This is a genomic window from Streptosporangium sp. NPDC002721 (genome assembly GCF_042888905.1).
In the GTDB taxonomy this organism is placed as follows: Bacteria; Actinomycetota; Actinomycetes; order Streptosporangiales; family Streptosporangiaceae; genus Streptosporangium.
The window spans coordinates 266452-292566 of record NZ_JBIAQI010000011.1 but is presented as its reverse complement, the minus strand read 5'-3'; the positions used below and the strand labels follow the sequence as shown (position 1 = coordinate 292566).

The following is a 26115-nucleotide window of genomic DNA, read 5'->3' as shown; positions in this document are numbered from 1 at the left end:
GTCAGCGGCGGCGGACCTTGGTGGCGAGGCGGTTGAGGATGCGGTCCCACTCGGTGCCGAAGGGGTTGTCCTGGACGAGGTAGGTCCAGGTGGCGGTGGGGCGCTTGAGGCCCGCGCCCTCCAGGTCGAGGCCGTCCTCGGTGACCGAGGCGGTCTCGAAGGTCTCGACCGAGCGTGACTCGATCTCGGCCAGCAGCCGCTGGTAGGCCGGGACGGCGTCCTTGTGGAACTCGTCGATCGGGTTGAGCCGGCCGAGGACCCGCAGGTGGATGCCCTCCCGCAGCTCCGCGAGGTACGCCAGGTGGTCGGCCCAGCCGCGGTCGAGGTGGAACAGCACGATCTGGCGGGCCGCCTCACGCAGCACGTCCTCGCCGACGCTCTCCGACAGCTCCGCCCACCGCTCGGGGGCCGCCTTGGCCAGGGCCTCACCGGCCACGTCGTCGCGCAGGACCCGGTCGCGGCGCTCCAGCAGCTGGCCGCGCTGGCGCTCCAGCAGCCGGGTGTAACGCCAGGTGTTGCGGTGGATCTCCATGTTGACGCCCTCGGCGACCCGCTGGGCGTGGCCCACGAGGGAGTGCTCGGGCACGCCCTTGGCGTACTCGTCGGCGACGTAGTGGGTGATCAGCTCGTCCTCGCCGCTGACCAGGAAGACCGAGCCGCCGGGGTCGCCCTGGCGGCCCGCGCGCCCGCGGAGCTGGTCGTCCAGGCGGCTGCTGGTGTGCCGGCCCGAGCCGATGACGTACAGGCCGCCGAGCTCGTCGACGCCCTCGCCGAGGCGGATGTCGGTGCCGCGCCCGGCCATCTGGGTGGAGACCGTGAGCGCGCCGCGCTCCCCGGCCCGGGAGATGATGGCCGCCTCCTCGGCGTCGTTCTTGGCGTTGAGGACCACGCACTCCAGCCCGCGCCCGCTCAGGGTGAGCGCGAGGCGCTCGGACTCGGCCACGTCCAGGGTGCCGATCAGGATCGGCCGGCCGGTGGCGTGCACCTCGACGATCTCCTCGACCAGCGCGAGGTCCTTCTCCATGCGGTACTCGAAGAGGCGGTCGGGGTCGTCGATCCGCACGTTCGGCCGGTTGGGCCGGATCACGGCGACCTTGAGGTCGTAGAACTCCCGCAGCTGGTCGCCGACCGCCACCGCGGTGCCGGTCATGCCGCACTTCTCGGGGTAGCGGGTGATCAGCGCCTGGACGGTGATCGAGTCGAGGATCTCACCGGTCTCCGACGGGGAGAGCGCCTCCTTGGCCTCCACCGCCGCCTGCAGCCCGTCGGGCCAGCGCTGCAGCAGCGCCACCCGGCCCCGGGAGGGGTTGATCAGGTGCACCTTGCCGTCGCGGACGATGTAGTCGACGTCCTTGGTGAGCAGGGCGTGCGCGTGCAGCGCGAGGTTGACGTCCGTCAGGGTGGCCGGGGTGTCGTAGAGGTCGAGGCCGAGCGCCTGCTCGACGGTGTCGATGCCCTTGCCCGTCAGGTGGACGTTGCGCGCCTGGTCGTCGAGCTCGTAGTGGTAACCCTTGACCAGCTGCCTGACCAGCACGGCCATCTCCGGGACCGAGTCGCCGGGGTCGGCGGCACCGGCGAGCACCAGTGGCACCCGGGCCTCGTCGACCAGCACGGAGTCGGCCTCGTCGACCAGCGCCACGGCCGGTTCGGGCACGATCAGGTCGTCCACGGAGGTGCTCAGCCGGTCGCGCAGCACGTCGAAGCCGATCTCGCTGACCGAGCCGTACGTCACGTCCGCCGCGTAGGCCGCCCGGCGCTCCTCGGGGGTGGAGTTCTGCCCGATCCATCCGTAGGAGACGCCGAGCGTCTCGTACAGCGGGCCCATCCACTCGGCGTCACGCTGGGCCAGGTAGTCGTTGACCGAGATCACGTGGACGCGCTTGCCCTGCAGGGCGTACCCGGCGGCGGCCATCGCGCCGGAGAGGGTCTTGCCCTCGCCGGTGGCCATCTCCGCGACGTTTCCCGACAGCATCGCCAGCATGCCGACCAGCTGCACGTCGTACGGCCGCAGGTCGAGCGAGCGGCGCGCGGCCTCCCGCACGATCGCGCAGAACTCGGGGAGGTCGTCGGCCGACGGCGTGGGCAGCTCGTCGAGCGCGCGGATCCGCTCCTCGCGGGTCCCGGCCTCGGCGACGACCTTCTCGAACCTCGAGAGGTCGATGGTGCCGGGGCGTTCGAGGAACCGCCTGAAGAGCTGGGTAATCGAGGCCACGTTCCCTCCAACGCCCGTTCCCGGGCTCGCGTTCCGTCTCTCCGCACATTGTGGTGCAAAGATCGGCCGTTCAGGTCGCGGTACGAAGATCGGCCGTTCAAGATCGAGGCGCTCCCGCCGGGTGTCCGGGGCGCCGGTGACTTGTCATGCCATAGCGGGATAAGTCGGATGTGATTTTAGCCAACAAGTGATGGACATCCACAGTGATCGGAACAAAGGTTGGGGCATGGCCTTCTCCGATTACCAGTACGAGATCTACCTCAACGGGCTGGTCGGGACCCCGCCCCCGTACTCGACGTCCGTCGCCGAGCTGGAGCGGGTGGCGCGCGAGCGGCTCGACCCGGGACCGTACTGGTACGTGGCCGGTTCCGCGGGGACCGGCGCGACCGAGCGCGCCAACCGCGAGGCGTTCGACCGGTGGCGGATCGTGCCCAGGATGCTTCGCGACGTCCCGGTCAGGGACCTCGGCGTCGAGCTGTTCGGCAGGTCCTACCCGGCGCCGCTCGCCCTCGCCCCGATCGGGGTGCAGTCGATCGTGCACCCGGACGGCGAGCTGGCCACCGCCAGGGCCGCGGCCTCGCTCGGCGTCCCCACGGTGCTGAGCACCGCCGCGTCCCACACGCTGGAGGAGGTGGCCGAGGCCGACGGCCCCCGGTGGTACCAGCTCTACTGGCCGCACGACGACGAGGTCACGCTCAGCCTGCTCGACCGGGCCGCCAAGAGCGGGTACGACACCCTGGTCGTCACCCTCGACACCTGGACCCTGGCCTGGCGCCCGCACGACCTCGACCACGCCTACCTGCCGTTCCTGCGCGGGACCGGCCTGGCGATCCCGCTGTCGGACCCGGTGTTCCGTTCCAGGCTCGCCCGCCCGGTCGAGGAGGACCTCGACGCGGCGATCATGCAGTGGGTGCCGATGTTCAACGGCCGCCCCCACACGTGGGACCAGCTGTCCCTGCTGCGCGACAACTGGGACGGGCCGATCGTCCTCAAGGGGATCCAGCACGTGGACGACGCCCTGCGCGCCGCGGACGCGGGCATGGACGGCGTGGTCGTCTCCAACCACGGGGGCCGCCAGATCGACGGCGCCACGGCCTCGCTCGACGCGCTCCCCGCGATCGCGGCGGCCGTGGGCGACCGGATGACCGTGCTGTTCGACTCGGGCGTCCGCACCGGCTCCGACATCTTCAAGGCCCTCGCCCTCGGCGCGCGGGCCGTGCTCCTCGGCCGGCCGTACGTCTGGGGCCTGGCCGCGGGCGGCGAGGACGGCGTGCGCCACGTGGTGCGCGGCCTGCTCGCCGAGCTCGACCTCACCCTCGGCCTGGCGGGCCACAGCCGCCCCGCCGACCTCGACCCCTCCGTCCTGGAGGCGCTGTGACCGGTTTTAGAAGCGCTGTGACCATCTTGGAAGCGCTATGACCGTCCTGGAGGCGTTATGAGCCTGTCCGACCTGCGGCCCGTTCCCAAGGACCAGCTCACCTTCCGGCTGCCGCCGACGTTCGAGACCGTGCGGGAGGAGCGCCGCCATCGTCAGGAACGCCTGACCGCGGCGCTGCGCCTGTTCGGCAGGTTCGGCTTCGAGGAGGGGGTGGCCGGGCACATCACCGTCCGCGACCCCGAGCACACCGACCACTTCTGGGTGAACCCGTTCGGCATGTCGTTCAAGCAGATCAAGGTCAGCGACCTGATCCTCGTCAACCACGAGGGCCAGGTGGTCGACGGCCGCCACCACGTCAACCAGGCCGCGTTCGCGATCCACTCGATGGTCCACCAGGCCAGGCCGGACGTGGTCGCCGCCGCGCACAGCCACTCGGTGCACGGCAAGGCGCTGTCGTCCCTCGGCACGCTCCTGGAGCCGCTCACCCAGGACGCCTGTGCCTTCTACGAGGACCACGCCCTGTTCGACGACTACACCGGCGTCGTCCTGGAGACCGAGGAGGGCCGCCGCATCGCCCGGGCCCTCGGCTCCCACAAGGCCGTCATCCTGCGCAACCACGGGCTGCTGACGGTGGGCGGCAGCGTGGACGCCGCCGCCTGGTGGTTCATCACGATGGAGCGCTCGTGCCAGGCCCAGCTCCTGGCCAAGGCCGCGGGGCCCACCGTCCGGATCACCCACGAGAACGCCAAGCTCACCCACGGCCAGATCGGCGGCGACACGGTCGGCTGGATCAACTTCCAGCCCCTGTACGACCAGATCGTCGCCACCGACCCGGACCTGTTCGGCTGAGGTCCCGCGAGGGTCCCGTACTTCCGTACGGGACCCTCGCGGGCGTGGTCACACCTGTCCTCTCTCCTTCAGGGCGAGCAGGACGACCGCGCCGAGCAGCAGGACGCTCCCGCACGCCGTCGCCGGGGTGAGCCGCTCACCGAGCAGCAAAACGCCCAGGACCGCCGCGCCGACCGGTTCCACGAGGGAGATCACGGCGGCCGTCGTGGCACGCACCGCGGCGAGACCGATGAAGAAGAGCCCGTAGGCCAGCGCCGTCGGGACCGTGCCGAGGTAGACGACGATCGCCCAGGAGGCGAGCGGGTCACCGGAGGGAAGCAGGCCCTGGGGCAGCGCGACGGGGAGCAGGCAGAGCCCGCCGACGACGAAGCCCCCGGTCGCGGTGGCGTACGGCTCGCCGGTGGAGGCCCGGTTGAGCAGGGTCACGCCCGCGTACCCGGCCGCCGACAGCAGGGCCCACCCGACACCGGCCGCCGAGAAGGTGGCCGACCCGTCTCCGAGCGTCAGTACGGCCAGACCGGTCAGGGCGATCGCGACCGCGCCCAGCCCGGCGCCGCTCAGGCGCTCTCCCAGCGCCGGCCACCCGCCCGCGGCCACGAGGACGGGGGTGGCGCCTATCGTGACCACGGTCGCCACGGCCAGGCCCGACTCGGCGATCGCCGCGAAGTAGGCCGTCTGGTAGACGGCCATCGCCACGCCGGTGACCAGCACCCGCCCGAGCACCGAACCCCGCCGGTCGAGGAGTGCCCGGCTGAAGGCGGTGAGCGGTGTGGTGAGCCGTCCGGCGTACCGGGTTCGCCGGGCGGTGGTGAGCGGTCGGGTGGGACGGGTTCGCCGGGCGGTGGTGAGCGGTTCGGCGTGCCGGGTTCGCCGGGCGGTAATGAGCGGTCCGGTGGAGCGGATCCACCGGAGGACGGTGAGTGGCCCGGCGTGCCGGGTCCCGCCGAGGCCGAACAGGGACCTGGCCAGCAGGAGCACGGCGGCCCCGGCGGCGAAACGCCAGAAGGAGACGGCGACGGGGCCGAGCCCGCCCGTCTGGTGGAGCAGCGCACCGGCGGCACCGCCGGTGCCCCAGGCGGTCGCCGCGATGGACACGTACAGCAGACCCCGCCGTACGGAGACGTGCGTCATGGAGATCTCTCCAGATGAGGTGGTTGTCGTCAGGTCGCACGTGTGCGGACGGCAAGCACCCACCGGACCGCTCGGGTCCGGTCGTCAGGAGAGAGGGCCGCCCGCTATCGGGCGGTCGGCGGGGAGACGATCAGGAACACGGAGCCACCCTAACCAGGCACTCCGCACGGCGGCCACCACTTATTCCTGTCACCACCCGCTCCGGAGAACCGTTCCGGAAAGCGTTCCGGCAAACGTGACAGCAGCTGACAGGTATGGGCGCGACGATCGTTCCATGACCACGAAAGCACAGCTTCTCGCCGTGAACATCGACTGCGCCGAGCCCAGGCGGCTGGCCGAGTTCTACGCGGCCGTCCTCGGTTACGAGGTGCAGTACGCCGATGACACCTACGCCGGTATCGGCGACGGCACGATGAGCATCTACTTCCAGCAGAACCCCGACCGCAAGCCGGCCTCGTGGCCGGGACCCGACAAGCAGTTCCACCTGGACGTCCGCGTGCCCGACCTCGAAGAGGCCATCCGGGACTACCTGGAGCTCGGGGCCACCCGGCCCGACTTCCAGCCCGGCGAGGGGAAGTGGGTGGTGCTCGCCGACCCCGAAGGGCACCTGTTCTGCCTCTGCCCGCCCGGCGGTGAGTGACCACCCGAACCGGGGCCCTCAAGGCAGGGAGCTCGGGCGCGAGGTGACAGGGGTTCGGAGGTAGCGGGGGGCTCGGGGCCGGGGGTTTTCGGGAGTCAGAGGCTCGGCGCGGGGCGTTCCTCCGGGACGACTGGACGATCTGGAAGGGATGCGCTGAAGTTGCCTTCCGGACTCTCTTCTCCCTGAAGGCGGCGGATACCTCCCGGGTGGAGACCTCCCGGGGGCGGATCCCTCCCCGAAGAAGATCCCTCCCCGGAGGTGGCGGAGAGGCCGCGGCCCTCGCCCGGAGCCCGTCCGAAGGCGGAGGCCCCATCCCCGAGGAGGACTGATGAGGCGGCACCCCCGGCGCCGGACGGCCGGCGTGATCTCGCTGCTCGCGGCGGGGGCGGTCGCGGCGGCCGCGCTGGTGGCGAGCCGGGCCGGGGCGCCGGACCTGGCGGCCTACGTCCCGCTGCCCGGCCTGCTCGCCCTGGTGGCCGCGGTGCTCGCCGGGGTGGGTGCCGGACTGACCCTGGCGAGTCCCCGGCGGGACGACCGCGCGGCACTGCGCGTCCTGTCCTGGTGGTGGGTCCTCGCCGGGGTCGTACTCATCGTCGTGTCCATGTGGAGCGCCACGGCCGTCCTGCTGTTCCTCGCGGACACGGCGCCGGACGCGTCCAAGCGCGTCGAGATGCGCCTGGACGCGGTGAAGACCGGCCTGACCGTGGGCGCAGGGGCCGTGGGGCTGGTGGCGCTCCTCCTGGGCGTGCGCCGCCAGTGGCTCGGGGAGCGTACGCAGGCCTACCAGGAGTACGACGCCGGAGAGCGGCGTGTGACCGAGCTCTACACCAAGGCGGCCGACCAGCTCGGGCACGACAAGGCCGCGGTGCGCCTGGCCGGCCTGTACGCCCTGGAACGCGTCGCGCAGGACAATCCCGAACACCGCCAGACGGTCGTCGACGTGATCTGCGCCTACCTCCGGATGCCTCCCGTCCCGGCCGCGCCGGGAGAAGGGGAACCCGACGGCCGGGAGGAGGCCGTCGACCCGCAGGAACTCCAGGTGCGCGCCACGGCCCAGGGAATCCTCAGGAACCACCTGCGCTGGAGCAGGTCCGAGCCGGTCAGGCCCGTCACGTTCTGGCCGGACATCGATCTCGATCTCACGGGCGCGTGGCTCGTGAAGGTGGGGTTCGTCGACTGCCGGATGCGGGAGGCCCGGTTCGGCGGAGTCAGGTTCGAGGGGTTCGCCCGCTTCGACAGGGCCGTCTTCGAGGGCGTGGCGGTGTTCGGGGGAGCCGTCTTCACCGGCAGTGCGGCCTGGAGGGAGGCCAACTACAAGGTGGGCTTCGAGGGCGCGGTGTTCAGGGACGAGGCCGTCTTCCGGCAGGCGGTGTTCGCCCTGCGGGCGGATTTCAGGGACGTCGTGTTCGAGCGGTTGGTCTTCTTCGACCGGGCCGTCTTCAAAAACCGGGCCCTCTTCCGCGGGACCGCCTTCGGGGGTGCCGCGCTCTTCGGCGACACCGTGTTCGAGGACGAGGCGGTATTCCGCCGGGCCGTCTTCGAGGACAGGGCCTCCTTCGCCGAGGCCGTCTTCACGACCGCGCCCGCCTTCTGGGAGGCGACGGTACGGGAGGCGCCCGGCGCCCGGCGCTCCTGGCCCACCGGCTGGCGGGAAGTCGCCCGCGACGACGGCTCCGGTACGACACACCTGGTCAAGGAGGCCGGGGAAGCCCGCGAGATCCGTGGGGATTTCCGGACCGGCGACGACGACTCCGGCACCGCGCTTCCCGCCACGGGAGATGGTGAGAACCCCCGGTCAGGCGAATCCGCCGACGCCGGGCCCGGTGACGGCGGTCCGGATGCCGATCGGATCCGAGGCGCCGACCAGGACGCCGGTCGCGCCCGGAGTGCCGGTTCGTGAGGTGTTTCCCGTCCGAGCGAAGTGCCGGTTCGTGAGGGCGTTGTGAGGGTGTTTCCCGTTCGGCCGGACTGCCGGTTCGTGAGGGCGTTGTGAGGGTGTTTCCCGCCCGATCGGAGGCCTGTTCGTGAGGGTGTTTCCCGTCCGGGCGGACTGCTGGTTCGTGAGGGTGTTTCCTGTCCGGAGCAGGCGTCGTACCTGCGCCGGCACCTCTTCGTACCTCGTGGAGATCGGCGGAGGTCCCTACCCGTTCTCCGCGCGCCTTAAGCTTGCGGGATGACCCGTGAATCGCTTCTTTCCGGATGCCCCGTCCGTTATGTGAGGTGGCGATGACCTGGGTCGGGATATCGATCGCCCTGGTCGGTGCGCTGGGGTATGCCCTGGGAGCCGCGCTCCAGCAGTTCGAGGCGGTCTCCGAGGGCGCCTCGCTGAAGCTGATGAAGCGGCCACGCTGGTGGCTCGGCGGCATCATCGGTTTCACCGGGGCCTCCCTGCACGCCGTCGCCCTCAGCTTCGCGCCGCTGATCGCGGTGCAGCCGATCAGCGTGGCGACGCTGGTGTTCGCGGTGCCGCTGGCGGCGATGCTGCACGGCAGGCGCCCGCACCAGGGGGAGATCGTCGGTTCGATCGCGGTGGCCGTCGGGCTGCTCGGGTTGCTGCTGCTGGTCCCCGCGCACCCGGTGAAACCTCACATGACGAACCAGGAGGCGCTGGGCTTCCTCGGCTGCGTCGGTCTGGTCGTGCTGGTGACCCACCTGCTGGGCCGGAGGATGACCGGCTCGGCCCACGCGCTCGTGCTGTCGGTCGGCGCGGGGGCGGTGACGGCCAGCGTCTCCACCTTCGTCCGGGTGGTGGGCGGCAACTTCGACGGCGACTTCAGCACGCTGCTCAACTGGTTCGCGCTGGCCATCCCCCTGCTGCTCATCTGCGCGGTCGTGCTGCTGCAGAAGACCTACGAGGTGGGTTACTTCGGCATCTCCTACGCCGCCGTCCAGATCGTCGACCCGATCACCTCGATCCTCGCGGGCGCGCTCCTGCTCGACGAGGCGGTGCCCACCGGCTGGCTGAACGTGATCCCCGCCCTCGTCGCCGCCGCGCTGCTCGTCTGGGGAACGATCACCCTGGGACGGCTCTCCCCCGACCAGGGGACCTCCACCCCGGTACGCGAGGCGGCGAGCGTCGCGCGGTAGCCGCGAGACGGCCGCGGGGTCAGGTGGAGGGTGGTGTCCAGCCGAACACCTCGTCCATCGCGCCGTTCATGCTCGACGGGGCGAGCCGCCAACTGAGCGCCATCGCCGCGTCGCGCAGCCGCACGGCCAGCGGGCCGCGCATCCGGGTGACGCGGCAGATGGCGGCCGACCGGGCCACGATCCTGGACGTACGCTCCAGCCGCGCGGCGGTGTAACCGGCCAGCACGTCGTCCCGGTTCTTCCCGTCGTTCGCGTCGTTTCCGCCGTTTCCACCGCTTCTGGCGGCCGGGCCGCCGCTCCCGTCCGGTGGTACGGCGCCTCCGCCGCCGGTCCCGGTGCCGCCGGTGAGACTCTCGCCGTCGCCGACCACATGGGCCAGCACCACCGCGTCCTCGATCGCCTGGCAGGCGCCCTGCCCCATGTTGGGGGTCATGGCGTGCGCGGCGTCACCCAGCAGGGCGACCCTGCCCCGGTGCATGGCGGGCAGCGGGGTGGCGAGGTAGCGGATGTCGTTCCTCAGGACCTTCTCCGGTGAGGCCGCGGCGAGCAGCTCCGGGATCGGGGAGTGCCAGTCCCCGAACAGCCGGCGCAGCTCGGCCAGCCGGTCCCCGCCGTCGCCGCCCGCCGGGACGGTGTCGGTGGCGTAGCAGTAGGACGTGCCCCCGGCCAGTGGCATGACGCCGAAGACCTTGCCCCGCCCCCAGCTCTCGTACGCCTGGCCCGGGACGCCCTCGGCGGGGACGAGCACCTGCCAGCTGGTGACGCCCGCGTAGCGGGGGCCGGGGTGGCCGGGGAACAGCGCCGACCTGACCGGGGAGTGGATGCCGTCGGCCGCCACCACCAGGTCCGCCTTCACCTGCCCGCCGGTGAAGGTCACCAGGCCGTCCTCCGCGTCGACCCCCGAGACCCTGGCGTCCAGCCGGACCGTACCGGGTTCGAGGCGGGAGAAGAGGATGTCGACCAGGTCCGCGCGGCGCAGCAGCACGACGGAGTCGCCGCCGTTGCGCGCCGAGGCGGCCTCCGCGCTCGTCCTCACCAGCCACCCGCCGTCGGAGCGCCGGATGCCGCTCGTGCCCTGGACCGCCGACAGCTCGCGGATCTCGTCACCGGCCCCAAGCGTGTCGAGCGCCTTGAGCGCGTTGGCGGCGACGGCCAGTCCCGAACCGACCGGCTCCAGGGAGGCCGCCCGCTCGAACACCGTCACGTCCCAGCCCCGCCGCTGCAGCGCCAGCGCCGCCGTCAGCCCGCCGATGCCCGCCCCGATGACCGCCGCACTTCCCATGACCTTCTCCTTCACTACAGATGTAGTGGATATTACTACTCCTGTAGTTGAACTACAAGCGTAGTATCGAAGGGTGAAGTCCCAGCGTGCGGAGCTTGTCGCCGATACCGCCATCAACCTGCTGGCGGAACGGGGAATGCGTGGCCTGACCCATCGGGCCGTCGACGAGGCGGCCGGACTGCCGCCGGGGTCGACCTCCAACCTGGCCCGCACCCGGTCCGCGCTCCTGGAGCTGACCCTCGCGCGGCTCACCCAGCTGGAGACGGCCGCGTTCACGCCGTTCGCCGGCCCGCCGGGACCGGACGTGGTCGAGTCCCTCGCCCAGATGGCGGCCCGGGCGCTCTGGACGCAGCTGACCACCGGCCGCCGGCAGACGATCGCCCGCTACGAACTGGCCTTCGAGGCCACCCGCCGCCCGGAGCTGCGCACGATCTACGACAGGGCCGGTCAGCGCTTCCGCGAGATCGCGGTCTCGATCCTCTCGGCCGCGGGGTCGTCCGACCCGGTACGGCACGGGCGCCAGCTCGTCGCCTTCGGCGAGGGGGTGATGTTCGACGCCGTCATCGGCGCCGGGGCGGAACCGACCCTCGACGACCTCCGCCTGGGGATCGTGGAACTCCTGCGCGGCATGCTCGGCCACGAAGGCTAGAGAGGCAGGCCGGTGAGATCGTACGGCGGTTCAGCGGTGCGGGTCGGCGAGGTGAGAGCGGTTCAGCGGTGCGGGCCGGTGAGGCGGTAGGCCGGTTCAGCGGGGCAGGCCGGTGAGGCGGGCGCGGTGGGCGGGCCACTCGTCGTCGAGGATGCTGAAATAGGCGGTGTCGCGCCAGGTGCCGTCGGCGCGGCGGCGCTGGCGGCGCAGGGTGCCCTCGGCGACGCCGCCGATGCGCCTGATCGCGTTCTGGGAACGGACGTTCAGGGTGTCGGTCTTGAGCTGGACCCGGTTCACGCCCAGCTTGTCGAAGGCGTGGTCGATCAGCAGGACCTTGCACTCGGTGTTCACCGCGGAGCGCCACACGGACCTGCCGTACCAGGTCCAGCCGATCTCGATGCTGTCGGCGTACCCGGGGGTGTCGATGTAGGTGGTCGAGCCGACCACGCGGCCGGCCTCTCTCAGGATCACCGCGAACGGCACGTGGTCCGGCGCCTCGATCAGCCCCGCCGCGATCTCCGCCAGCTCGGCCTCGGTGCGAGGGGTCGGGGCGGGCATCCAGCGCCACACCTCGTCGTCGCCGCCACCGGCCACGAACAGGTCGGGGACATGGTCGCCGGTGAGCGGCTCCAGCCGTACGGTCTCGCCTTCGAGGGTGACGGGAGCGGGCATCTTCGCGGTCATGGAGACGACCCTAGGGCCCCCGGTGGACCTGTCCGAAGGTCCACTCAGGGGGTGTTCCCGGGGACCACTCGGCGCTCGAACTGCGCGAGCCTGCGTTCCGCCGCGGAATCCTCGATCAGCCGGGTGAGACGCCTCTCCCTCGTCTCGGGCCGCTTCGCGGTGGTCACCCAGTGCAGCGCGGTCCTGCGGTAGCCGGTCGGCTGGCCCTGGAACCACTCCCACGCCGCCGTCTCCGCCCGGAAGCGGCGCTCCTGCTCCTCGTCCAGCGCGGCGTCCTGCCCCCGCTCGTGCGAGTAGACCACCGAGTTGTCCTCGGTCCGCCGCTCGAAGGCGAGCAGGCCCGCGGGAAGCATCAGGCCGCGCTCGGTCAGCTCGGCGACCTTGGCGATGTTGACCGCGCTCCACGTGCTACGCGCCTTGCGCGGTGTGAAGCGGATGCTGTAGCTCCCGGCGTCGAGGGTCCTGCGGACGCCGTCGATCCAGCCGAAGCACAGCGCCTGCTCGACGGACTCGGGCCAGGTCATGCTCGGGCGGCCGGTCCCCTTCCTGAAGAAGCCGACCAGCAGTTGCGTCTCGGTCTCGTGGTACGCCTCCAGCCAGGCGCGGAACTCCCCGGGGGTGGCGAAGAAGACGGGCTCCATGAGGTTGAGCATAGGGGGCCGGTCGACAGGCATACCGGCCGGTCGGTACCCTCACGGGAGACCGTGAGGAGGGTCCATGGATTTCGCGTTCGACGCCGAGACCGAGGAGCTGCGGGGACGGCTGCTCGGCTTCATGGACGAGTGTGTGTACCCGGCGGAGGAGGCCTTCGAGGCCCAGGCCGCCGAGAGCGGGTGGGCCGTCCCGCCGCTGATGGAGGACCTCAAGGAGGAGGCGCGCAGGCGGGGCCTGTGGAACCTGTTCCTGCCGGGCGAGCACGGCGCGGGCCTGACCAACCTGCGGTACGCGCCGCTGGCCGAGATCATGGGCCGCTCGCCGAGGATCGCCCCGACCGCGACCAACTGCGCGGCCCCCGACACCGGCAACATGGAGGTCCTCTCCATGTTCGGCAGCGAGTGGCAGCGCAAGGAGTGGCTGGAGCCGCTGCTGCGCGGCGAGATCCGGTCGGCCTTCGCGATGACCGAGCCCGACACCGCGTCCTCCGACGCCACGAACATCGCGCTGTCGATCGTCAGGGACGGCTCCGAGTACGTCGTCAACGGCCGCAAGTGGTTCGCCTCCGGCGCGATGAACCCCAACTGCAGGATCTTCATCGTGATGGGCAAGACCGACCCCGAGGCGTCCTCGCACCGGCAGCAGTCGATGATCCTGATACCGCGCGACACGCCCGGCATGCACGTCAAACGGGGCATGCACGTCTTCGGCTACTCCGACTCCGACCACGGCGGGCACGCCGAGATCGTGTTCGAGGACGTCAGGGTGCCGGTCGACAACCTGATCGGCGAGGAGGGCGGCGGCTTCGCGATCGCCCAGGCCCGCCTCGGGCCCGGCCGCATCCACCACTGCATGCGGCTGATCGGGATGGCCGAGCGGGCCGTCGAGATGATGTGCGTCCGGACCCTGTCGCGGAACGCGTTCGGCAAGCCGATCGCCCAGCAGGGTGTCGTCCAGGACTGGATCGCCGAGTCGCGGGTGCGGATCGAGCAACTCCGCCTGCTCGTGCTGAAGACCGCCTGGCTGATGGACACCGTGGGTAACCGGGGCGCCCACGCCGAGATCCAGGCCATCAAGATCGCCACACCGCGCGACGTGGAGTGGATCCTGGACAAGGCGATCCAGTCCCACGGCGCCGGAGGCGTCAGCCAGGACTTCCCGCTGGCCGGCCTCTGGGCGGGAGCGCGCTCGCTGCGGCTCGCAGACGGGCCCGACGAGGTCCACAAGCGCTCCCTGGCCTACCGGGAGCTCAAGAAACACATGTGACCCGGCGCCGCTCCCGCCGTCCCCGTACACCCGGGAGAGCGGGAGGGGCGCGCGGACCGATGACGGCCGATGAAGGTTGACGAGGGTCGACGGAGATCGACGAAGGGAGCGTTCGTGGCGCTGGACGAGAAGGCGGTCAGGGAGCGCGCTGCCGCGTTCCTGGCCGGGCACGACCCCGCCGGGGACCGGCTGGAGTTCCTGCGGGCCAGGTTCGACGCCGGGCTGGCCTGGGTGCACTTCCCCGAGGGGCTGGGCGGGCTCGGAGCGGCGCGCGAGCTGCAGAGCGTCGTGGAGCGCGAGCTGGAGGGGACGCCCCAGCTCAACATCGGGGTGCAGACGATCGGGCTGGGGATGGCGGCGCCCACGATCCTGACGTTCGGCACCGACGAGCAGCGGAAGCGGTTCCTGCGCCCGCTGTGGACGGGCGAGGAGATCTGGTGCCAGCTCTTCAGCGAGCCCGGCGCCGGTTCCGACCTGGCCACGCTCGGCACCCGCGCGGTCAGGGACGGCGACGAGTGGGTGGTGGACGGGCAGAAGGTGTGGACCTCCGGCGCCCACCACTCCCGGTGGGCGATCCTGGTCGCCAGGACCGACGTGGACGTGCCCAAGCACCGGGGGCTCACCTACTTCGTGTGCGACATGCACGCCCCCGGGGTCGAGGTCAGGCCGCTGCGGCAGATCACCGGCGAGGCCGAGTTCAACGAGGTCTTCCTCACCGGCGTACGGCTCGGTGACGACCTGCGGCTGGGGGAGGTCGGCGACGGCTGGCGGGTCGCGCAGACCACGCTCATGAACGAGCGGGTCGCCATCGGCGGCGCGCCGGTCCGGCGGGGCGGCGGCGTGGTCGGCCTGGTCGCCGACACCTGGCGCTCCCGGCCCGAACTCCGCACCCACGACCTGCACCAGCGCCTGCTGCGCCTGTGGGTGGAGGCGGAGGTGACCCGCCTGGCCGGTACGCGCCTGCGCGAGCAGCTCTCCGCCGGGCAGCCGGGACCCGAGGGTTCCGGCATGAAGCTCGCCTTCGCCGACCTCAACCAGGCCCTGTCGGGGCTGGACGTGGAACTGCGCGGGGAGGAGGGCCTGGTCTACGACGACTGGACCTTCCGCCGCTCCGACGGCGTCGACTTCTTCGGCCGGGGCCCCGGATACCGCTACCTCCGCGCCAAGGGCAACTCCATCGAGGGCGGCACCTCGGAGATCCTGCGCAACATCATCGCCGAGCGCGTGCTCGGCCTCCCCTCGGAACCCCGCGTCGACAAGGACGTGCCCTGGAAGGACCTTCCGCGATGACCCTCCTGTACACCGAGGTCGAAGAGGAGCTGCGCGCCTCCGTGCGGGATCTTCTCGCGGACCGTTGCGGGGCCGACGCCGTGTTGAAGCGCGCCGAGTCCGAGGCGCCGTACGACATGGACCTGTGGAAGACGCTGTCCCGGGACATCGGGGTGGCGGGTCTGCTCGTGCCGGAGGAGTACGGCGGGGCGGGGGCGTCGGCGCGGGAGGTCGCGGTGGTGCTGGAGGAGCTGGGGCGGGCGGTGGCGCCGCTGCCGTTCCTCACCAGCTCGGTGCTCGCCACGAAGGCCCTGCTGCAGGTCGGCGAGGAGGACCTGATCCAGGAGCTCGCCTCGGGGGAGACGACGGCGGCGCTCGCGGTGCCGCTGTCGGCCTCGCCGTACCGGCCGCTGCCGGAGACCGTCACCGTCACGGACGGGGTCCTGAACGGGGAGGTCAGGGCGGTGGCGGGCGCGGACGTGGCGGACGTGCTGCTCGTGCCCGTCGGGACGGCGCTCTACCGGGTGGAGGCCGCGGATGTCCGGGTCGACGTGGTGCCGTCGCTCGACCTGACGCGGCCGGTCGCCACCGTCACGTTCTCCGACACTCCCGGTATTGCGCTCGGCAGGCTCGACGCGCGGGAAGTGCTGAGCTTCGGCGCCGGCCTGCTCGCCTCCGAGCAGCTCGGGGTCGCCGAGTGGTGTCTGGGCACGACGCTCTCCTACATCAAGGAGCGCCACCAGTTCGCCCGGCCGGTCGGCTCCTTCCAGGCGATCAAGCACCGGATGGCCGACCTCTGGCTGGACGTGGTGCGGGCCCGTGCCGCCGCGAGGAACGCGGCCGACCTGCTGGCCGCCGACTCGGGCGCGTCCGGGGAGGAGGCGGTCCGGGACCGCGGGCTGGCGGCGGCGGTGGCCGCGTCCTGGTGCTCGGAGGTGGCGGTGCACGTCGCCGAGGAGAGCGTCCAGCTTCACGGAGGGATCGGGATGACCTGGGAGCACCCGGTGCATCTCTATCTCAAGCGCGCCAAGTCCGCCGAGATCGCGCTCGGCACCCCCGGCGCCCACCGGGAGGCCGTGGCGGCCCTCGCGGACCTGCCCGCTCCTGCCTGACCGCCTGATCCCTGACCGTCTGATCTTTGGGCCGCCTGATCCTTGACCGTCTGATCCCTGACCGCGTGCCCCTCCGCCCCGCTCGGGCGGAGGGTCACGCGGAGAGTCACGCGGGGGACGTCGGCGGATCCGGTCGCAGCGAGGTGAGGAGCAGGTCGGCGAAGTGCGCCCCCAGCTCGGGGCCGGAGAGCGCGCCCTCCGCGCTGTACCAGGTGCCCAGGTGGTGGACGGAGCCGAAGAAGAAGTCGACGACGATGTCCGCGGGGACGTCGCTCCTGAAGGTGCCCTCGCGCTGCCCTTCGGTGACCAGGTCGCGGAAGCGCTCGTGATAGTTGCGCCGCTCGGCGCGGACGACCTTGCGGGTGTCGGGCGCGAGCAGGTGCATCGAACGGAAGAAGATCTTGGAGTCGTCCAGGTTCTCCACCGTGGTCGTGACGACGTCCGCGGCGGCGGAGTGCAGGCGCGTGGCCACCGGCCCCGGGCCGTCGGCGAAGTGGGTGAGCCGCTCCATCTGCAGGCGCAGCACCCGCCCGTAGATCTCGTGGAGCAGGTCGTCCTTGGAGTCGAAGTAGTGGTACATGGCGCCCTTGGTGACGCCGGCCGCCGAGACGACCTCCTGCACCGACGTGCTCTCGAAGCCCCGCTCGGCGAACAGGCGGGTGGCCTCGCTGAGCAGGCGTTGTCTTACCGGCTCCTGGTCGTGAGTCATGCTTCCCCCATGGTGTGGTGGGGAATAGCATACCGACTGGTCGGTTGTTTCGCTGGCGGCTGGCGAATGCGTGTTACTTGCGTCACCTTCGCGCTCCAGAGATAGCTGGAGCCCCCGATTGGGTATTTCATGGACAGAGGATCTTCAGCGTGGCAGGTCCCCCCTCACGATCCTTGCCGACCGTTCTAGCCATGGGGGTTCCGCTATGCCGGGCGGATCTATCTACGTGACTCCAGTCGACCAGGTCCACGGCCTGTCACCGCAGGTCATGTACGAGCAGTTCTGGATCAAGGAAGCCGCCCAGCGCCGGAAGATGCGCGCGGTCAAGGCGGTGGTCGGCCTGGCCGTGGGAGTCGCGCTCGCCTACCGGTTCAACCTGTCGCCGCCGATCCTCGGCCTGCTGGGCGCCCTGCTCGTCGCCGCCGGGGACGCGTTCCTGACCTGGCGGGAGTACGACGCCACCGCCGTCTGGCGCGGCAGGCGCCGGGGCGAGACCATCACCGGCAAGCTGCTCCGCCGCAGGCTCCGCAAGGACGGCTACCACATCCTCGAAGGCCGGGCCATGCCGGGCAAGGCGTCGGTCGACCACCTCGTCATCGGCCCCGGCGGCGTCTGGGTGGTCGACAACGAGGCGTGGGACCCCGACACCGAGATCGCCCGCTACGGGGACCGGCTGTTCCTGGGCGAGAAGTACGGCACCAAGGTGGCCAAGGCGCTCGTCGAGGTCTCCGAGTCGCTGGCCGAGGTCCTCTCCCGCGAGTCGGGCATCCCCATCACCATCGAGCCCCTGATCGCCGTGCACGGCGGCGAGATCAGGCGGTCGGTCACCGCGGAGGGGCTCACCCTCCTCAAGCCCCGCCTGGTCGCGCGCTGGATCCAGAAGGGGCCGCGGGCCGACTTCGACGACGCCCAGGTGGAGGTCCTGGTCAGGACCGCCGCCCGGGTGCTGCGCCGCATGAGCTGATTGCGCCCGGTGCCCGGTCCTGCAGCCTGCCCCCCTCTTCCTACCGCCTGACCTCTTTCGACCGGTCCTGTTCCTCAGACGAGCTCCTCGATGAAGGCCGCCAGCTGCGCGGCGTTCCGGCACTCGTACATCGGCACGATCCCGCCGTACGCCGTCGCCAGCGAGTCGCCGCTGTCCCACTGGGCGGTCGGCTCCGGGTTGAGCCAGTAGGCGTGCCGGGCGCCCCCGGCCAGCCGCCTCAGCGTCTCCAGCGCGGGCGGCTGGTAGTTGGACCGGGCGTCGCCCAGGATGAGCAGGGACGTCCTCGGCCCGATGGCGTCGCCGTAGCGCTCGACGAACCTCTCCAGCGCGTGGCCGTAGTTGGTCCGGCCGAACCGCACCATGTCGGCCTCCCCCGTCAGCCGGGTCATCGCCTCCACCACGTCGGCACCCGGTACGAAGAACCGGGTGATCTCGTCCACCGTGTCCACGAACCCGAACGCCCGGACCTTGGTGAACTGCTCGCGCAGCGCGTACGTCAGCAGCAGGGTGAAGTGCGCGAAGGAGGCGACCGAGTCGCTGGTGTCGCAGAGGATGACCAGCTCGGGCTTGTGCGGGCGGCGCGGCCTGTTGAAGGTGGTGAGCGGCACCCCGCCGCTGGACAGCGAGGCCCGTACGGTCCTGCGGAAGTCGAGGCGGCCACGGTGGCCGAGCCGGTGCTTGACCGTGAGCCGGGCGGCGAGACGGCGGGCGAGCGGGTGGACCTCCCGGCGGAGCCTGGCCAGGTCGGCCTTGGTGATCCGCAGGAAGTCGAGCTGTTCGAGCGGCGGGCGTACCGCGGAGCGGGCGATCCGCTCGATCCCGGAGTCCTCGGCGATCCGGCGGCGCACCTCGCCGGAGACGGCGTCCTCGAAGCGCCTGGTGTTCTCGCCGACGCGCTGCCGGGCGACCCTCTCCGCCAGCCCGCCGCGCTCCCGGCCCGCGAGGACCTCGGCGAGCAGCCGCGCCATGAGCGTCTCGGGGGAGAGCGCCCGCATCACCGGGTAGGAGAACCAGTTCTGCCTGCCGGGGCCCGCGGGCTGGCGGCCGAAGCGCTCCACCATCGCCCGCGCGAACTCGTTCATCCCCTCGGCGCCCAGCAGCAGCCCGGCCAGCCGGTCGCGCAGCTCGGAGACCTCCGCGGTCTCCAGGTCCGGCAGGCCGGGCTCGTCCGGGCGTGAGATCCGCAGCTCGGTCGTCGAGGCGGGGAACCACAGGTCGAACAGCGTGTCGAAGCCGGGCCGGTGCGAGGGCCGCTTGACCAGCGTCGCGGCGTACGCGGCCCGCAGCGACTCCCGCTCGGCCAGGTCGATCATCACCAGCGCCCTGGCCGCGTCCAGCCCCTCGGCCGGAGACACCGGCAGCCCGGCCTCTCGCAGCGCGTGCACGAACCCCACGTGCCGGTCGAGCAGGCTCACCCCCGGCCTCCCGTCCCCCTGGCCGGGCCGCCCGGAACGCCGGTCGCGGCGCTCCCGACGGCGCTCCGCGCGGGGTCGGTCACGGCGCTCCGCGCGGGGCCGGCCGGGGGGCCGCCGAGGAGGCCGGTCACAGCGCCAGTTCCTTGCGGGCCCGGGTCTGGTCGGAGGCGTGCTTGAGGACGACGCCGAGGGTGGCCCCGATCGCCGCCTCGTCGAGCTCGGTCCTGCCCAGGGCGAGCAGGGTGTTGGCCCAGTCGATCGTCTCGGCGATCGAGGGCGACTTCTTCAGCTCCAGGGAGCGCAGGGTGGCGACCGTGCGGGCGAGCTGCTCGGCCAGGCTCGCCTCGATCGCGGGCACCTGGGCCAGCACGATGTCGCGCTCGCGCTCCGGCGTCGGGTACTCCAGGTGCAGGTAGAGGCAGCGCCGCTTCAGCGCCTCGGAGAGCTCGCGGGTCGCGTTGGAGGTGAGCACCACGTACGGCTTCCGTACGGCGGCGATCGTGCCGAGTTCGGGGATCGTGACCTGGTAGTCGGACAGGATCTCCAGCAGCAGCCCCTCCACCTCCACGTCGGCCTTGTCGATCTCGTCGATCAGCAGGACCACCGGCGTCTCCGACCGGATCGCCGCGAGCAGCGGCCGCTCCAGCAGGAACTCCTCGGTGAAGATGTCGTCGTGCGTGGTGTCCCAGCCCTCGCCCTGCCCGGCCTGGATGCGCAGCAGCTGCTTCTTGTAGTTCCACTCGTACAGCGCCCTGGCCTCGTCCAGTCCTTCGTAGCACTGCAACCTGACCAGCCGGGCCCCGGTCGTCGCCGCCACGGCCTTGGCGAGCTGGGTCTTGCCCACCCCCGCGGGGCCCTCGGCGAGGAGTGGCTTGCCGAGTGCTCCGGCCAGGAAGACCGAGGTCGAGATGGAGTCGTCGGGGAGGTAGCCGGCGGCGTCGAGCCGCTCGCCGGCGTCGCTCGGTGAGGCGAACCACATATGCGTGCTCCCAGTACAGGACCGAATGTTGTTCTAGCTTAGCCGGTGATCGTCTTCACCTCGCGGCCACCGCCGGCCGGGGGCCGTCGCCGATTTCGGGGCGCCGCCCGATGTGCGCTATTCTTCAAGGGCTTCAAGCGCCGCTAGCTCAGTTGGTTAGAGCAGCTGACTCTTAATCAGCGGGTCCGGGGTTCGAGTCCCTGGCGGCGCACAGCACGTCCGACAGCGCACCGGTGGTTCCCGCCGGTGCGCTGTCGGCGCTTCCGGCCTCTCGTTCCCGCGCGGGTTCGTCCCCTGTGTCGACCCCGACACCCCGCCACACCGGCGATCATCGTGAAAAGCCCGATCATGCCGGAGACGGCGGGGCTAGGGTGCGGTGTCATGGATGCCGCCGATCTTGACTATCGGGTCCGGACGCTCTCCGGCTGCGTTCCCCCCGACCTGGTCTCCCGGCTGGTCGAGCTCGGTCACGTGGCGGAGGTCGAGTTCCAGGCCGGGCGCGGGGAGTGGTTCTGCGCCCGGGAGCAGGCCCGGCTGCTCGCGGAGCGGGGCCGGCGCGAGGAGGCGCTGGAGGTGTTCGCCCCGTACGTCGCCACGGGCTGGCGGAAGGCCTCCCGGACCGTGGCCGGGCTGCTGGAGGAGTGGGGGAGGGCGGAGGAGGCGATCGCGCTCGCCCGTCCGGGCGCGGAGGCCGGCGACAGGGTGGCGCTGGACTTCTACGCGCGGCTGCTCGCCCGGCACGGTCGGGGCGACGAGGCGTTCGTCATGCTCCGTCCGTACGTGGACGACTTCTTCCTCGCCGCCGCCCTGGTCGACGTCGCCGGGGTCACGGGCCGGGACGAGGAGGCCGCCGCGCTGCTGGCCGCCCGCGTCGAGGCCGGGCGAGACGATGACCCGTCGTCGTGCCGTCGCGGCGTCGAACCCTTCAACGCCGTCGAGTTGCTCGCCGAGATCCTGGAGCGCCAGGGGCGGGTCGACGAGGCGGTCGCGCTGCTCCGTACCCGGGAGGACACCTCGGTCGACAACCGTGACCAGCTGGCCGACCTGCTGGCCAGGCACGACCGGATCGCGGAGCTGCGGGCGTACGCGGTGGCCGACCCCCGCTGGCACGCCGCGCAGCGTCTCGCGGAGGTCCTGGAGGAGCGCGGTGACGTGGAGGGCGCGGTCGCCGTGTACCGGTGGCCGAGGGGGCCGGAGTTCTGCCGGTGCCACGGGACGGTGCTTCTCGCGGGACTCCTGGCGAGGCACGGCCGGTCCGAGGAGGCGATCGAGGCGATGCGGGCGCTCGCGGACTCGCCGGGCGGGGCCGAGGACTGGATCGTCCACACGCTGTGCACCCTGTACGCCGACCAGGGTCGTCCCGAGGACGGCCTGGCCTACCTCGACACCCTCAAGGCGCGCTGTGGCGGGGAAGACTGGGACTTCTTCAGGATGCGGCTCTCCCTGATGGTCGCGTGCGGCCGGAGCGAGGAGGCCGTCGAGCAGGCGGCCGCCCATCCCGAGAGCGACTCCTGGTGGGCGGTCCGCTCCATCGCCGGCCTGCTGGCCGGCGCCGGACGCACCGAGGAGGCGGTCGCCCTCCTCGAACGGAACCCGGACGCCGACAGCGGCCTCCTGGCCCGCCATCTCGTGGAGCTCGGCCGCGTCAAGGACGCCGTGGCGGTCCTCCAGCGCGGGCCCGAGCCCCCCGGAGACCGGCTGGGTGGCCGGAGTGCCCGCCGACGAACCCCCGTTCTGAGGACGTCGAACCTCCGGCGGAGGGCTCACTTGCACAGGGCGGTGTCGAGGGCCTTCTCCACGTTCCTGGCGCCCGCCAGGGTGACGGGCAGGGCGGTGACGGCGACGGCCGCGGCCCTGCCGTCCCTGGTCACCGCGTTGCGGGTGGTGTAGCCGGGGGCGTTCCCGCCGTGGGTCCAGGCGAAGCCGCCGCAGCTCAGCTTGAAGGTGGCCAGGCCCAGGCCGTAGCGGCCGCCGCCGACGGTGTCGGAGCCGGGGGCCGCGACGGTCTTCTTCATCTCCGCCAGCTGGGCCGGTTCGAGCAGCTCGCCGCCCAGCAGCGCGAGCATGAAGCGGTTGAGGTCGCCGGGGCTGCCGATCAGCTGGCCGGCGGCCCACCCGGACGAGGGGTCGAACCTGGTGACGTCGACCCACGGCTCGGAGGGCTTGGTCGCGAAGTAGCCGCGCGGGTGGGGGCCGCGGATGCCCTTGTCGCGGGCCCTGGGCCAGTAGGTGTCGCGCAGCCCGACGCGCTTGATGATCCGGTCGGTGATCTCGCGACCGACCGGGCGGCCGGTGACCTTCTCCACGATCATGCCGGCCAGCACGTAGTTGGTGTTGCTGTAGCCCCAGCCCTTGCCGGGCTTGAACAGCGCCTTCCGCTTCAGGGCGAGGTCCACCACCTCCCGCGGCTTCCAGTACTTCCGCAGGAAGCCGTCGAAGTCGGCGAAGAGGGCGTCGTCGTAGTCGGGCAGGCCGCTGGTGTGCTGGAGGATCTGGCGGACCGTGATCCTACGGCCGTCGCCGGCCCTGCCCCGGACCAGTCCGGGCAGGTACTTCTCGATGGGCTCGTCCAGCTCGACCTTTCCCTCGCCGACGAGCTGCAGGACGACGGTGGCGGTGTACATCTTGGTGTTGCTGGCGATGCGGACCCGCCCGTCGGCGGGCACTTCGCTCCGGGTCTTCAGGTCGCCGACGCCCGCGGTGTAGTAGCGCGCCTCGCCGTCGCTCCCGTGCACCGTCGCGAGCGCGCCGGGGAAATCGTCCTTCTTGACGAGGTCGTCCAGCGCCTTCTGCAGGGGCGGGACATCGGTGGCGGGCGCCGAGACCGATGCCGATGCCGATGCCGATGCCGTGACCGGCGCGGCGACGGTGCCGACGGCGATCATCGAGGCGAGCCCGCAGGCGAGGAAGCGGGAGCGGGAACGGGAGGAGGGCTTGTACACCGGGACTCCTTGTTAGCGGGTCACTTGCCGACCCCTGAAGCATGTCGCCGGGGCGATCATCACTTCGATCCCACGGGCTGGAGCCTTCTGGTACAGCCAGTACTACCTCGGGCCGCTGAGCTCCCGGGCGCCGCTCCACCGGCGCTCAGGAGCGGGGGATGGCCTCGATGGTCTCCATGTGGATCTCGCCCCAGTCGCCGAGCGGAATGAGCGCGGTGTTGAGCGAGTGGCCGAACTCGGTCAGCGAGTACTCCACCTTCGGCGGGACCTGGTGATAGACCTCGCGGTGCACCAGGCCGTACGACTCCATCTCCCGGAGCTGCTGGATCAGCATCTTCTCGCTGATGCCCGAGACGTTCCGGCTCAGCTCCCCGAACCGGAGGGCCCCGCCGTGCAGCGCCCACAGGATCAGCGCCTTCCACTTGCCGCCCACGACGTCCACGGCGGCGTCGAGCCCGCACGAGTAGGTCCGTTTCTTCATTCCGCTCCCCATACTTACAAAAAGGTTAGTACCTGACAAAATAGTAGGTACTTGAGGAAATTTCAGCGGAGCGCCAGCATCGAAACGTCCCGGCCGGGGTCACGAAAGAAAGGACCCGGGACCGGGACCTTCGTATGCCGACATCGCATGAAATTGGGGGATAAATGGATATCGACGATCGCCCGCCGGTGACAGTCATCGGCCTGGGGGCGATGGGCAGGGCGCTGGCCGGGGCCTTCCTGGACAACGGTCATCCCACGACCGTGTGGAACCGTACCGCCGGGAAGGGCGGGGAGCTCGTCGAGCGGGGCGCGACCGAGGCGGCCACCGCCGCCGAGGCGATCGCCGCGAGCCCGGTCGTCGTGGTCTGCGTGCTGGACTACGACGCGGTCCGCAAGGTCCTCGGCGCTCCCGAGGGGGCCGATGCCGCCGAGGGCTCCGATGCCGCCGAGGGCTCCGACACCGCCGAGGGCTCCGGCACCTTCGGCACCGCGACCGGTCTCCTGGCGGGCCGGACCCTGGTGAACCTCACCAACGGCACGCCCCGCCAGGCGCGTGAACTGGCCCGATGGGCGTCCGCGCGGGGAGCGGACTATCTGGACGGCGGCATCATGGCGGTGCCCCCGATGATCGGGAATCCTGGATCTCTCGTCCTCTGCAGCGGATCGTCCGGGGCGTTCACCGCGTACGAGGGAACCCTGTCGGCGCTGGGCGCCGTCAGCTACCTGGGCGAGGACGCGGGCCGGGCGTCGCTGTACGACATCGCGCTGCTCAGCGCCATGTACGGGATGTTCGGCGGCTTCTTCCAGGCCGTCGCCATGGTCGGTTCCGAGAAGGTCCCGGCGACGGAGTTCACGCCGCTGGTGGTCTCGTGGCTCGACGCCATGCTCACCAGCCTTCCCGAGATGGCGAAGGCGTACGACGCGAACGACCACTCCGCCACCGCCTCCAACCTGGGCATGCAGGCGGCGGGCTTCGTCAACCTGCTGGACACCGGCAGGGACCAGGCCGTCAGCACCGAGCTGCTGGAACCCATGGGGGCTCTCCTCCACCGGGGGGTCGCCGCGAACCGGGGCGGCGACGACCTCTCGGCCCTGATCGACCTGCTGTTCCACACGGCCCCCGCGAAGGTCGCGGCCCCCGCGAAGGCGGCGGACCTTACGACGACTGCCGACCCCGCGAAGGCCGCCGACCCCGCGAGGGGTGCCGACGCCCGGTCGAACGACCTCGGATCGGAGTAGGACATGACCCACGACCACCCCACCCCGGTGACGGTCCTCGGCCTGGGACCGATGGGCCGGGCGCTCGCCGGGGCGTTCCTCACGCAGGGCCATCCCACGACAGTGTGGAACCGGACGGCCGCCAGGGCCGGGGACCTCGTCTCCCGGGGGGCGACCCGTGCGGACACGGTCGCCGACGCGGTCGCGGCGAGCCCGCTGACGATCGTCTGCGTGATCGACTACGACGCCGTACAGGCGGTCGTCGACCCCGCCGCCGACGCGCTGAAGGGCCGTGCCCTGGTCAACCTCACCGCCGACACGCCGGAACGCGCCCGCCTGATGGCGGCCTGGGCCGCCGAGCGCGGCATCGGCTATCTCGACGGGGCCATCATGACCCCGACGCCGACCATCGGGGGACCGGCGGCCGTCGTCCTGTACAGCGGGGCGGAAGAGGTCCACCGGGCCCACCTCCCGACGTTGGAGAGTCTGGGCGGCACCTCCACCTACCTGGGCGCGGACCCGGGACGGGCGGCGGCGCACGACGTGGCCCTGCTCGACCTCTTCTGGACCTCCATGAGCGGCCTCGCCCACGCCTTCGCCCTGGCCGCCGCCGAGGACATCGCGCCGAGGGACCTCGCCCCGCTCGCCAAGGGGATCGGCGCCCTGCTCCCCGAGATCATCGACGAGTTCGCGGAGAACCTCGACGGCGGCGCCCACCCGGGCGACGAGTCCACCATCCTGTCGGCCGTCGCGGGTATGGAGCACATCATCCACGCGGCCCGGACCCGGGGCATCGACACCGGCGTGCTGAGCGCCGCCCAGGCCGTCGCCCGGCGGGCCGTCGAGGCGGGTCAGGGCGGTGACGGCTTCTCGCGCCTGGCGGAGGTGCTCGGGAGGCCCGTACCGGCACCGTGACCTTCCGGTCCGGGAGAGGACCACCGTCTCGCCAGCGCCTCGGCGAGCAGGGGCGGCCCGGCGTCCGTGCGGAGCGCCTCGACGGCCAGCCACTCCAGGTCCAGGAGGAAGCCGGAAGGCTTCCTCGGCCCGAGGAAGCGCAGGTCCGCGCACAGGGTGAGCACCGCGCGCTCGGACAGTTCGTGGACGTACAGGAAGAACGTCGCCCCCTTCTGGTCGGTGTCGTGGGGCGGCTCCACCAGCTCCGTCTCGCTCC

Annotated in this window: 23 protein-coding genes, 1 tRNA gene and 1 pseudogene; 14 read left to right on the top strand and 11 right to left on the bottom strand. The window is 71.7% G+C overall.

The features are described 5' to 3' along the window. Position 1: 1 nt before the first annotated feature. Positions 2 to 2212: an accessory Sec system translocase SecA2 gene (secA2, locus tag ACFYWM_RS18225; RefSeq protein ID WP_389915966.1), complete on the bottom strand. Its 2211-nt coding sequence runs from the start codon at positions 2210 to 2212 to the stop codon at positions 2 to 4. A gap of 226 nt (positions 2213 to 2438) precedes the next feature. Here secA2 and ACFYWM_RS18220 point away from each other — a divergent pair, with 226 nt between their 5' ends. Together ACFYWM_RS18220 and ACFYWM_RS18215 are read left to right on the top strand one after the other, a co-directional pair. Further along, positions 2439 to 3590, top strand: a complete 1152-nt coding sequence (locus tag ACFYWM_RS18220) for a lactate 2-monooxygenase (protein ID WP_389915963.1) — start codon at positions 2439 to 2441, stop codon at positions 3588 to 3590. 57 nt (positions 3591 to 3647) lie between these two features. Beyond that, entirely contained in the window at positions 3648 to 4439 is a 792-nt protein-coding gene (locus tag ACFYWM_RS18215; protein WP_389915960.1) for a class II aldolase/adducin family protein, read from the top strand. Between the two features lie 48 nt (positions 4440 to 4487). On the opposite strand, the gene ACFYWM_RS18210 is transcribed toward ACFYWM_RS18215, so the two are convergent. Then, positions 4488 to 5570, bottom strand: a complete 1083-nt coding sequence (locus ACFYWM_RS18210) for a DMT family transporter (RefSeq protein ID WP_389915957.1) — start codon at positions 5568 to 5570, stop codon at positions 4488 to 4490. A gap of 274 nt (positions 5571 to 5844) precedes the next feature. Between ACFYWM_RS18210 and ACFYWM_RS18205 the strand changes: the two genes are divergently transcribed. The 3 genes from ACFYWM_RS18205 to ACFYWM_RS18195 all read left to right on the top strand — a co-directional run bounded on the left by ACFYWM_RS18205 (position 5845) and on the right by ACFYWM_RS18195 (position 9297). Continuing rightward, positions 5845 to 6210 carry a VOC family protein gene (locus tag ACFYWM_RS18205; RefSeq protein ID WP_389915954.1) on the top strand — a complete coding sequence of 122 codons (366 nt, stop codon included), beginning with the start codon at positions 5845 to 5847 and terminating at the stop codon, positions 6208 to 6210. Positions 6211 to 6538: 328 nt separating this feature from the next. Next, positions 6539 to 8110: a pentapeptide repeat-containing protein gene (locus ACFYWM_RS18200; RefSeq protein ID WP_389915951.1), complete on the top strand. Its 1572-nt coding sequence runs from the start codon at positions 6539 to 6541 to the stop codon at positions 8108 to 8110. Between the two features lie 326 nt (positions 8111 to 8436). Then, positions 8437 to 9297, top strand: a complete 861-nt coding sequence (locus ACFYWM_RS18195) for a DMT family transporter (RefSeq protein WP_389915948.1) — start codon at positions 8437 to 8439, stop codon at positions 9295 to 9297. Positions 9298 to 9316: 19 nt separating this feature from the next. On the opposite strand, the gene ACFYWM_RS18190 is transcribed toward ACFYWM_RS18195, so the two are convergent. Continuing rightward, positions 9317 to 10579 carry an FAD-dependent oxidoreductase gene (locus ACFYWM_RS18190; RefSeq protein ID WP_389915945.1) on the bottom strand — a complete coding sequence of 421 codons (1263 nt, stop codon included), beginning with the start codon at positions 10577 to 10579 and terminating at the stop codon, positions 9317 to 9319. Between the two features lie 73 nt (positions 10580 to 10652). On the opposite strand from ACFYWM_RS18190, the gene ACFYWM_RS18185 reads away from it, so the two are divergent. After that, the gene (locus ACFYWM_RS18185; protein ID WP_389915942.1) at positions 10653 to 11228 is read left to right on the top strand and encodes a TetR/AcrR family transcriptional regulator; all 576 of its coding nucleotides are present in this window, start codon (positions 10653 to 10655) and stop codon (positions 11226 to 11228) included. 96 nt (positions 11229 to 11324) lie between these two features. On the opposite strand, the gene ACFYWM_RS18180 is transcribed toward ACFYWM_RS18185, so the two are convergent. Further along, positions 11325 to 11912, bottom strand: coding sequence for a GNAT family N-acetyltransferase (locus ACFYWM_RS18180; RefSeq protein WP_389915938.1), 588 nt, complete (start codon positions 11910 to 11912; stop codon positions 11325 to 11327). 44 nt (positions 11913 to 11956) lie between these two features. Further along, complete coding sequence (locus tag ACFYWM_RS18175) at positions 11957 to 12553, bottom strand: YdeI family protein (protein ID WP_389915935.1); 597 nt, start codon at positions 12551 to 12553, stop codon at positions 11957 to 11959. Between the two features lie 76 nt (positions 12554 to 12629). Between ACFYWM_RS18175 and ACFYWM_RS18170 the strand changes: the two genes are divergently transcribed. From ACFYWM_RS18170 to ACFYWM_RS18160, 3 genes are all read left to right on the top strand, one after another. Further along, on the top strand, positions 12630 to 13832 hold the full coding sequence (locus ACFYWM_RS18170) for an acyl-CoA dehydrogenase family protein (RefSeq protein ID WP_389915932.1): 1203 nt from the start codon (positions 12630 to 12632) through the stop codon (positions 13830 to 13832). Between the two features lie 69 nt (positions 13833 to 13901). Then, a complete protein-coding gene (locus tag ACFYWM_RS18165) occupies positions 13902 to 15122 on the top strand; it encodes an acyl-CoA dehydrogenase family protein (RefSeq protein ID WP_389915929.1) in 1221 nt (406 codons plus the stop codon). Further along, positions 15119 to 16213 carry an acyl-CoA dehydrogenase family protein gene (locus ACFYWM_RS18160; protein ID WP_389915926.1) on the top strand — a complete coding sequence of 365 codons (1095 nt, stop codon included), beginning with the start codon at positions 15119 to 15121 and terminating at the stop codon, positions 16211 to 16213. Before ACFYWM_RS18165 ends, ACFYWM_RS18160 begins: the two co-directional genes overlap by 4 nt. 106 nt (positions 16214 to 16319) lie before the next feature. Here ACFYWM_RS18160 and ACFYWM_RS18155 read toward each other — a convergent pair whose 3' ends face one another. After that, positions 16320 to 16922: a TetR/AcrR family transcriptional regulator gene (locus ACFYWM_RS18155; RefSeq protein ID WP_389915923.1), complete on the bottom strand. Its 603-nt coding sequence runs from the start codon at positions 16920 to 16922 to the stop codon at positions 16320 to 16322. A gap of 226 nt (positions 16923 to 17148) precedes the next feature. Between ACFYWM_RS18155 and ACFYWM_RS18150 the strand changes: the two genes are divergently transcribed. Beyond that, complete coding sequence (locus ACFYWM_RS18150) at positions 17149 to 17886, top strand: nuclease-related domain-containing protein (RefSeq protein WP_389915920.1); 738 nt, start codon at positions 17149 to 17151, stop codon at positions 17884 to 17886. Positions 17887 to 17960: 74 nt separating this feature from the next. Here ACFYWM_RS18150 and ACFYWM_RS18145 read toward each other — a convergent pair whose 3' ends face one another. Together ACFYWM_RS18145 and ACFYWM_RS18140 are read right to left on the bottom strand one after the other, a co-directional pair. Next, on the bottom strand, positions 17961 to 19322 hold the full coding sequence (locus tag ACFYWM_RS18145; protein WP_389915918.1) for a VWA domain-containing protein: 1362 nt from the start codon (positions 19320 to 19322) through the stop codon (positions 17961 to 17963). A gap of 127 nt (positions 19323 to 19449) precedes the next feature. Beyond that, positions 19450 to 20301, bottom strand: a complete 852-nt coding sequence (locus ACFYWM_RS18140) for an AAA family ATPase (protein WP_389915915.1) — start codon at positions 20299 to 20301, stop codon at positions 19450 to 19452. A 137-nt stretch (positions 20302 to 20438) separates the two neighbouring features. Between ACFYWM_RS18140 and ACFYWM_RS18135 the strand changes: the two genes are divergently transcribed. Both ACFYWM_RS18135 and ACFYWM_RS18130 read left to right on the top strand, forming a co-directional pair. After that, a tRNA-Lys gene (locus ACFYWM_RS18135) sits at positions 20439 to 20512 on the top strand. Positions 20513 to 20649: 137 nt separating this feature from the next. Continuing rightward, a pseudogene (locus ACFYWM_RS18130) lies at positions 20650 to 21297 on the top strand (hypothetical protein); the annotation flags it as partial. Between the two features lie 767 nt (positions 21298 to 22064). Here ACFYWM_RS18130 and ACFYWM_RS18125 read toward each other — a convergent pair. Together ACFYWM_RS18125 and ACFYWM_RS18120 are read right to left on the bottom strand one after the other, a co-directional pair. Continuing rightward, the gene (locus ACFYWM_RS18125; protein WP_389915913.1) at positions 22065 to 23243 is read right to left on the bottom strand and encodes a serine hydrolase domain-containing protein; all 1179 of its coding nucleotides are present in this window, start codon (positions 23241 to 23243) and stop codon (positions 22065 to 22067) included. A 145-nt stretch (positions 23244 to 23388) separates the two neighbouring features. Further along, positions 23389 to 23724, bottom strand: a complete 336-nt coding sequence (locus ACFYWM_RS18120) for a winged helix-turn-helix transcriptional regulator (RefSeq protein WP_389915911.1) — start codon at positions 23722 to 23724, stop codon at positions 23389 to 23391. 188 nt (positions 23725 to 23912) lie between these two features. Here ACFYWM_RS18120 and ACFYWM_RS18115 point away from each other — a divergent pair, with 188 nt between their 5' ends. Both ACFYWM_RS18115 and ACFYWM_RS18110 read left to right on the top strand, forming a co-directional pair. Next, positions 23913 to 24965: an NAD(P)-dependent oxidoreductase gene (locus ACFYWM_RS18115; RefSeq protein WP_389915908.1), complete on the top strand. Its 1053-nt coding sequence runs from the start codon at positions 23913 to 23915 to the stop codon at positions 24963 to 24965. A gap of 3 nt (positions 24966 to 24968) precedes the next feature. Further along, positions 24969 to 25859, top strand: a complete 891-nt coding sequence (locus ACFYWM_RS18110) for an NAD(P)-dependent oxidoreductase (RefSeq protein ID WP_389915905.1) — start codon at positions 24969 to 24971, stop codon at positions 25857 to 25859. On the opposite strand, the gene ACFYWM_RS18105 is transcribed toward ACFYWM_RS18110, so the two are convergent. After that, entirely contained in the window at positions 25796 to 26098 is a 303-nt protein-coding gene (locus ACFYWM_RS18105) for a hypothetical protein (protein ID WP_389915903.1), read from the bottom strand. The two genes, ACFYWM_RS18110 and ACFYWM_RS18105, sit on opposite strands and share 64 nt — an antisense overlap. Between the last annotated feature and the right edge of the window lie 17 nt (positions 26099 to 26115).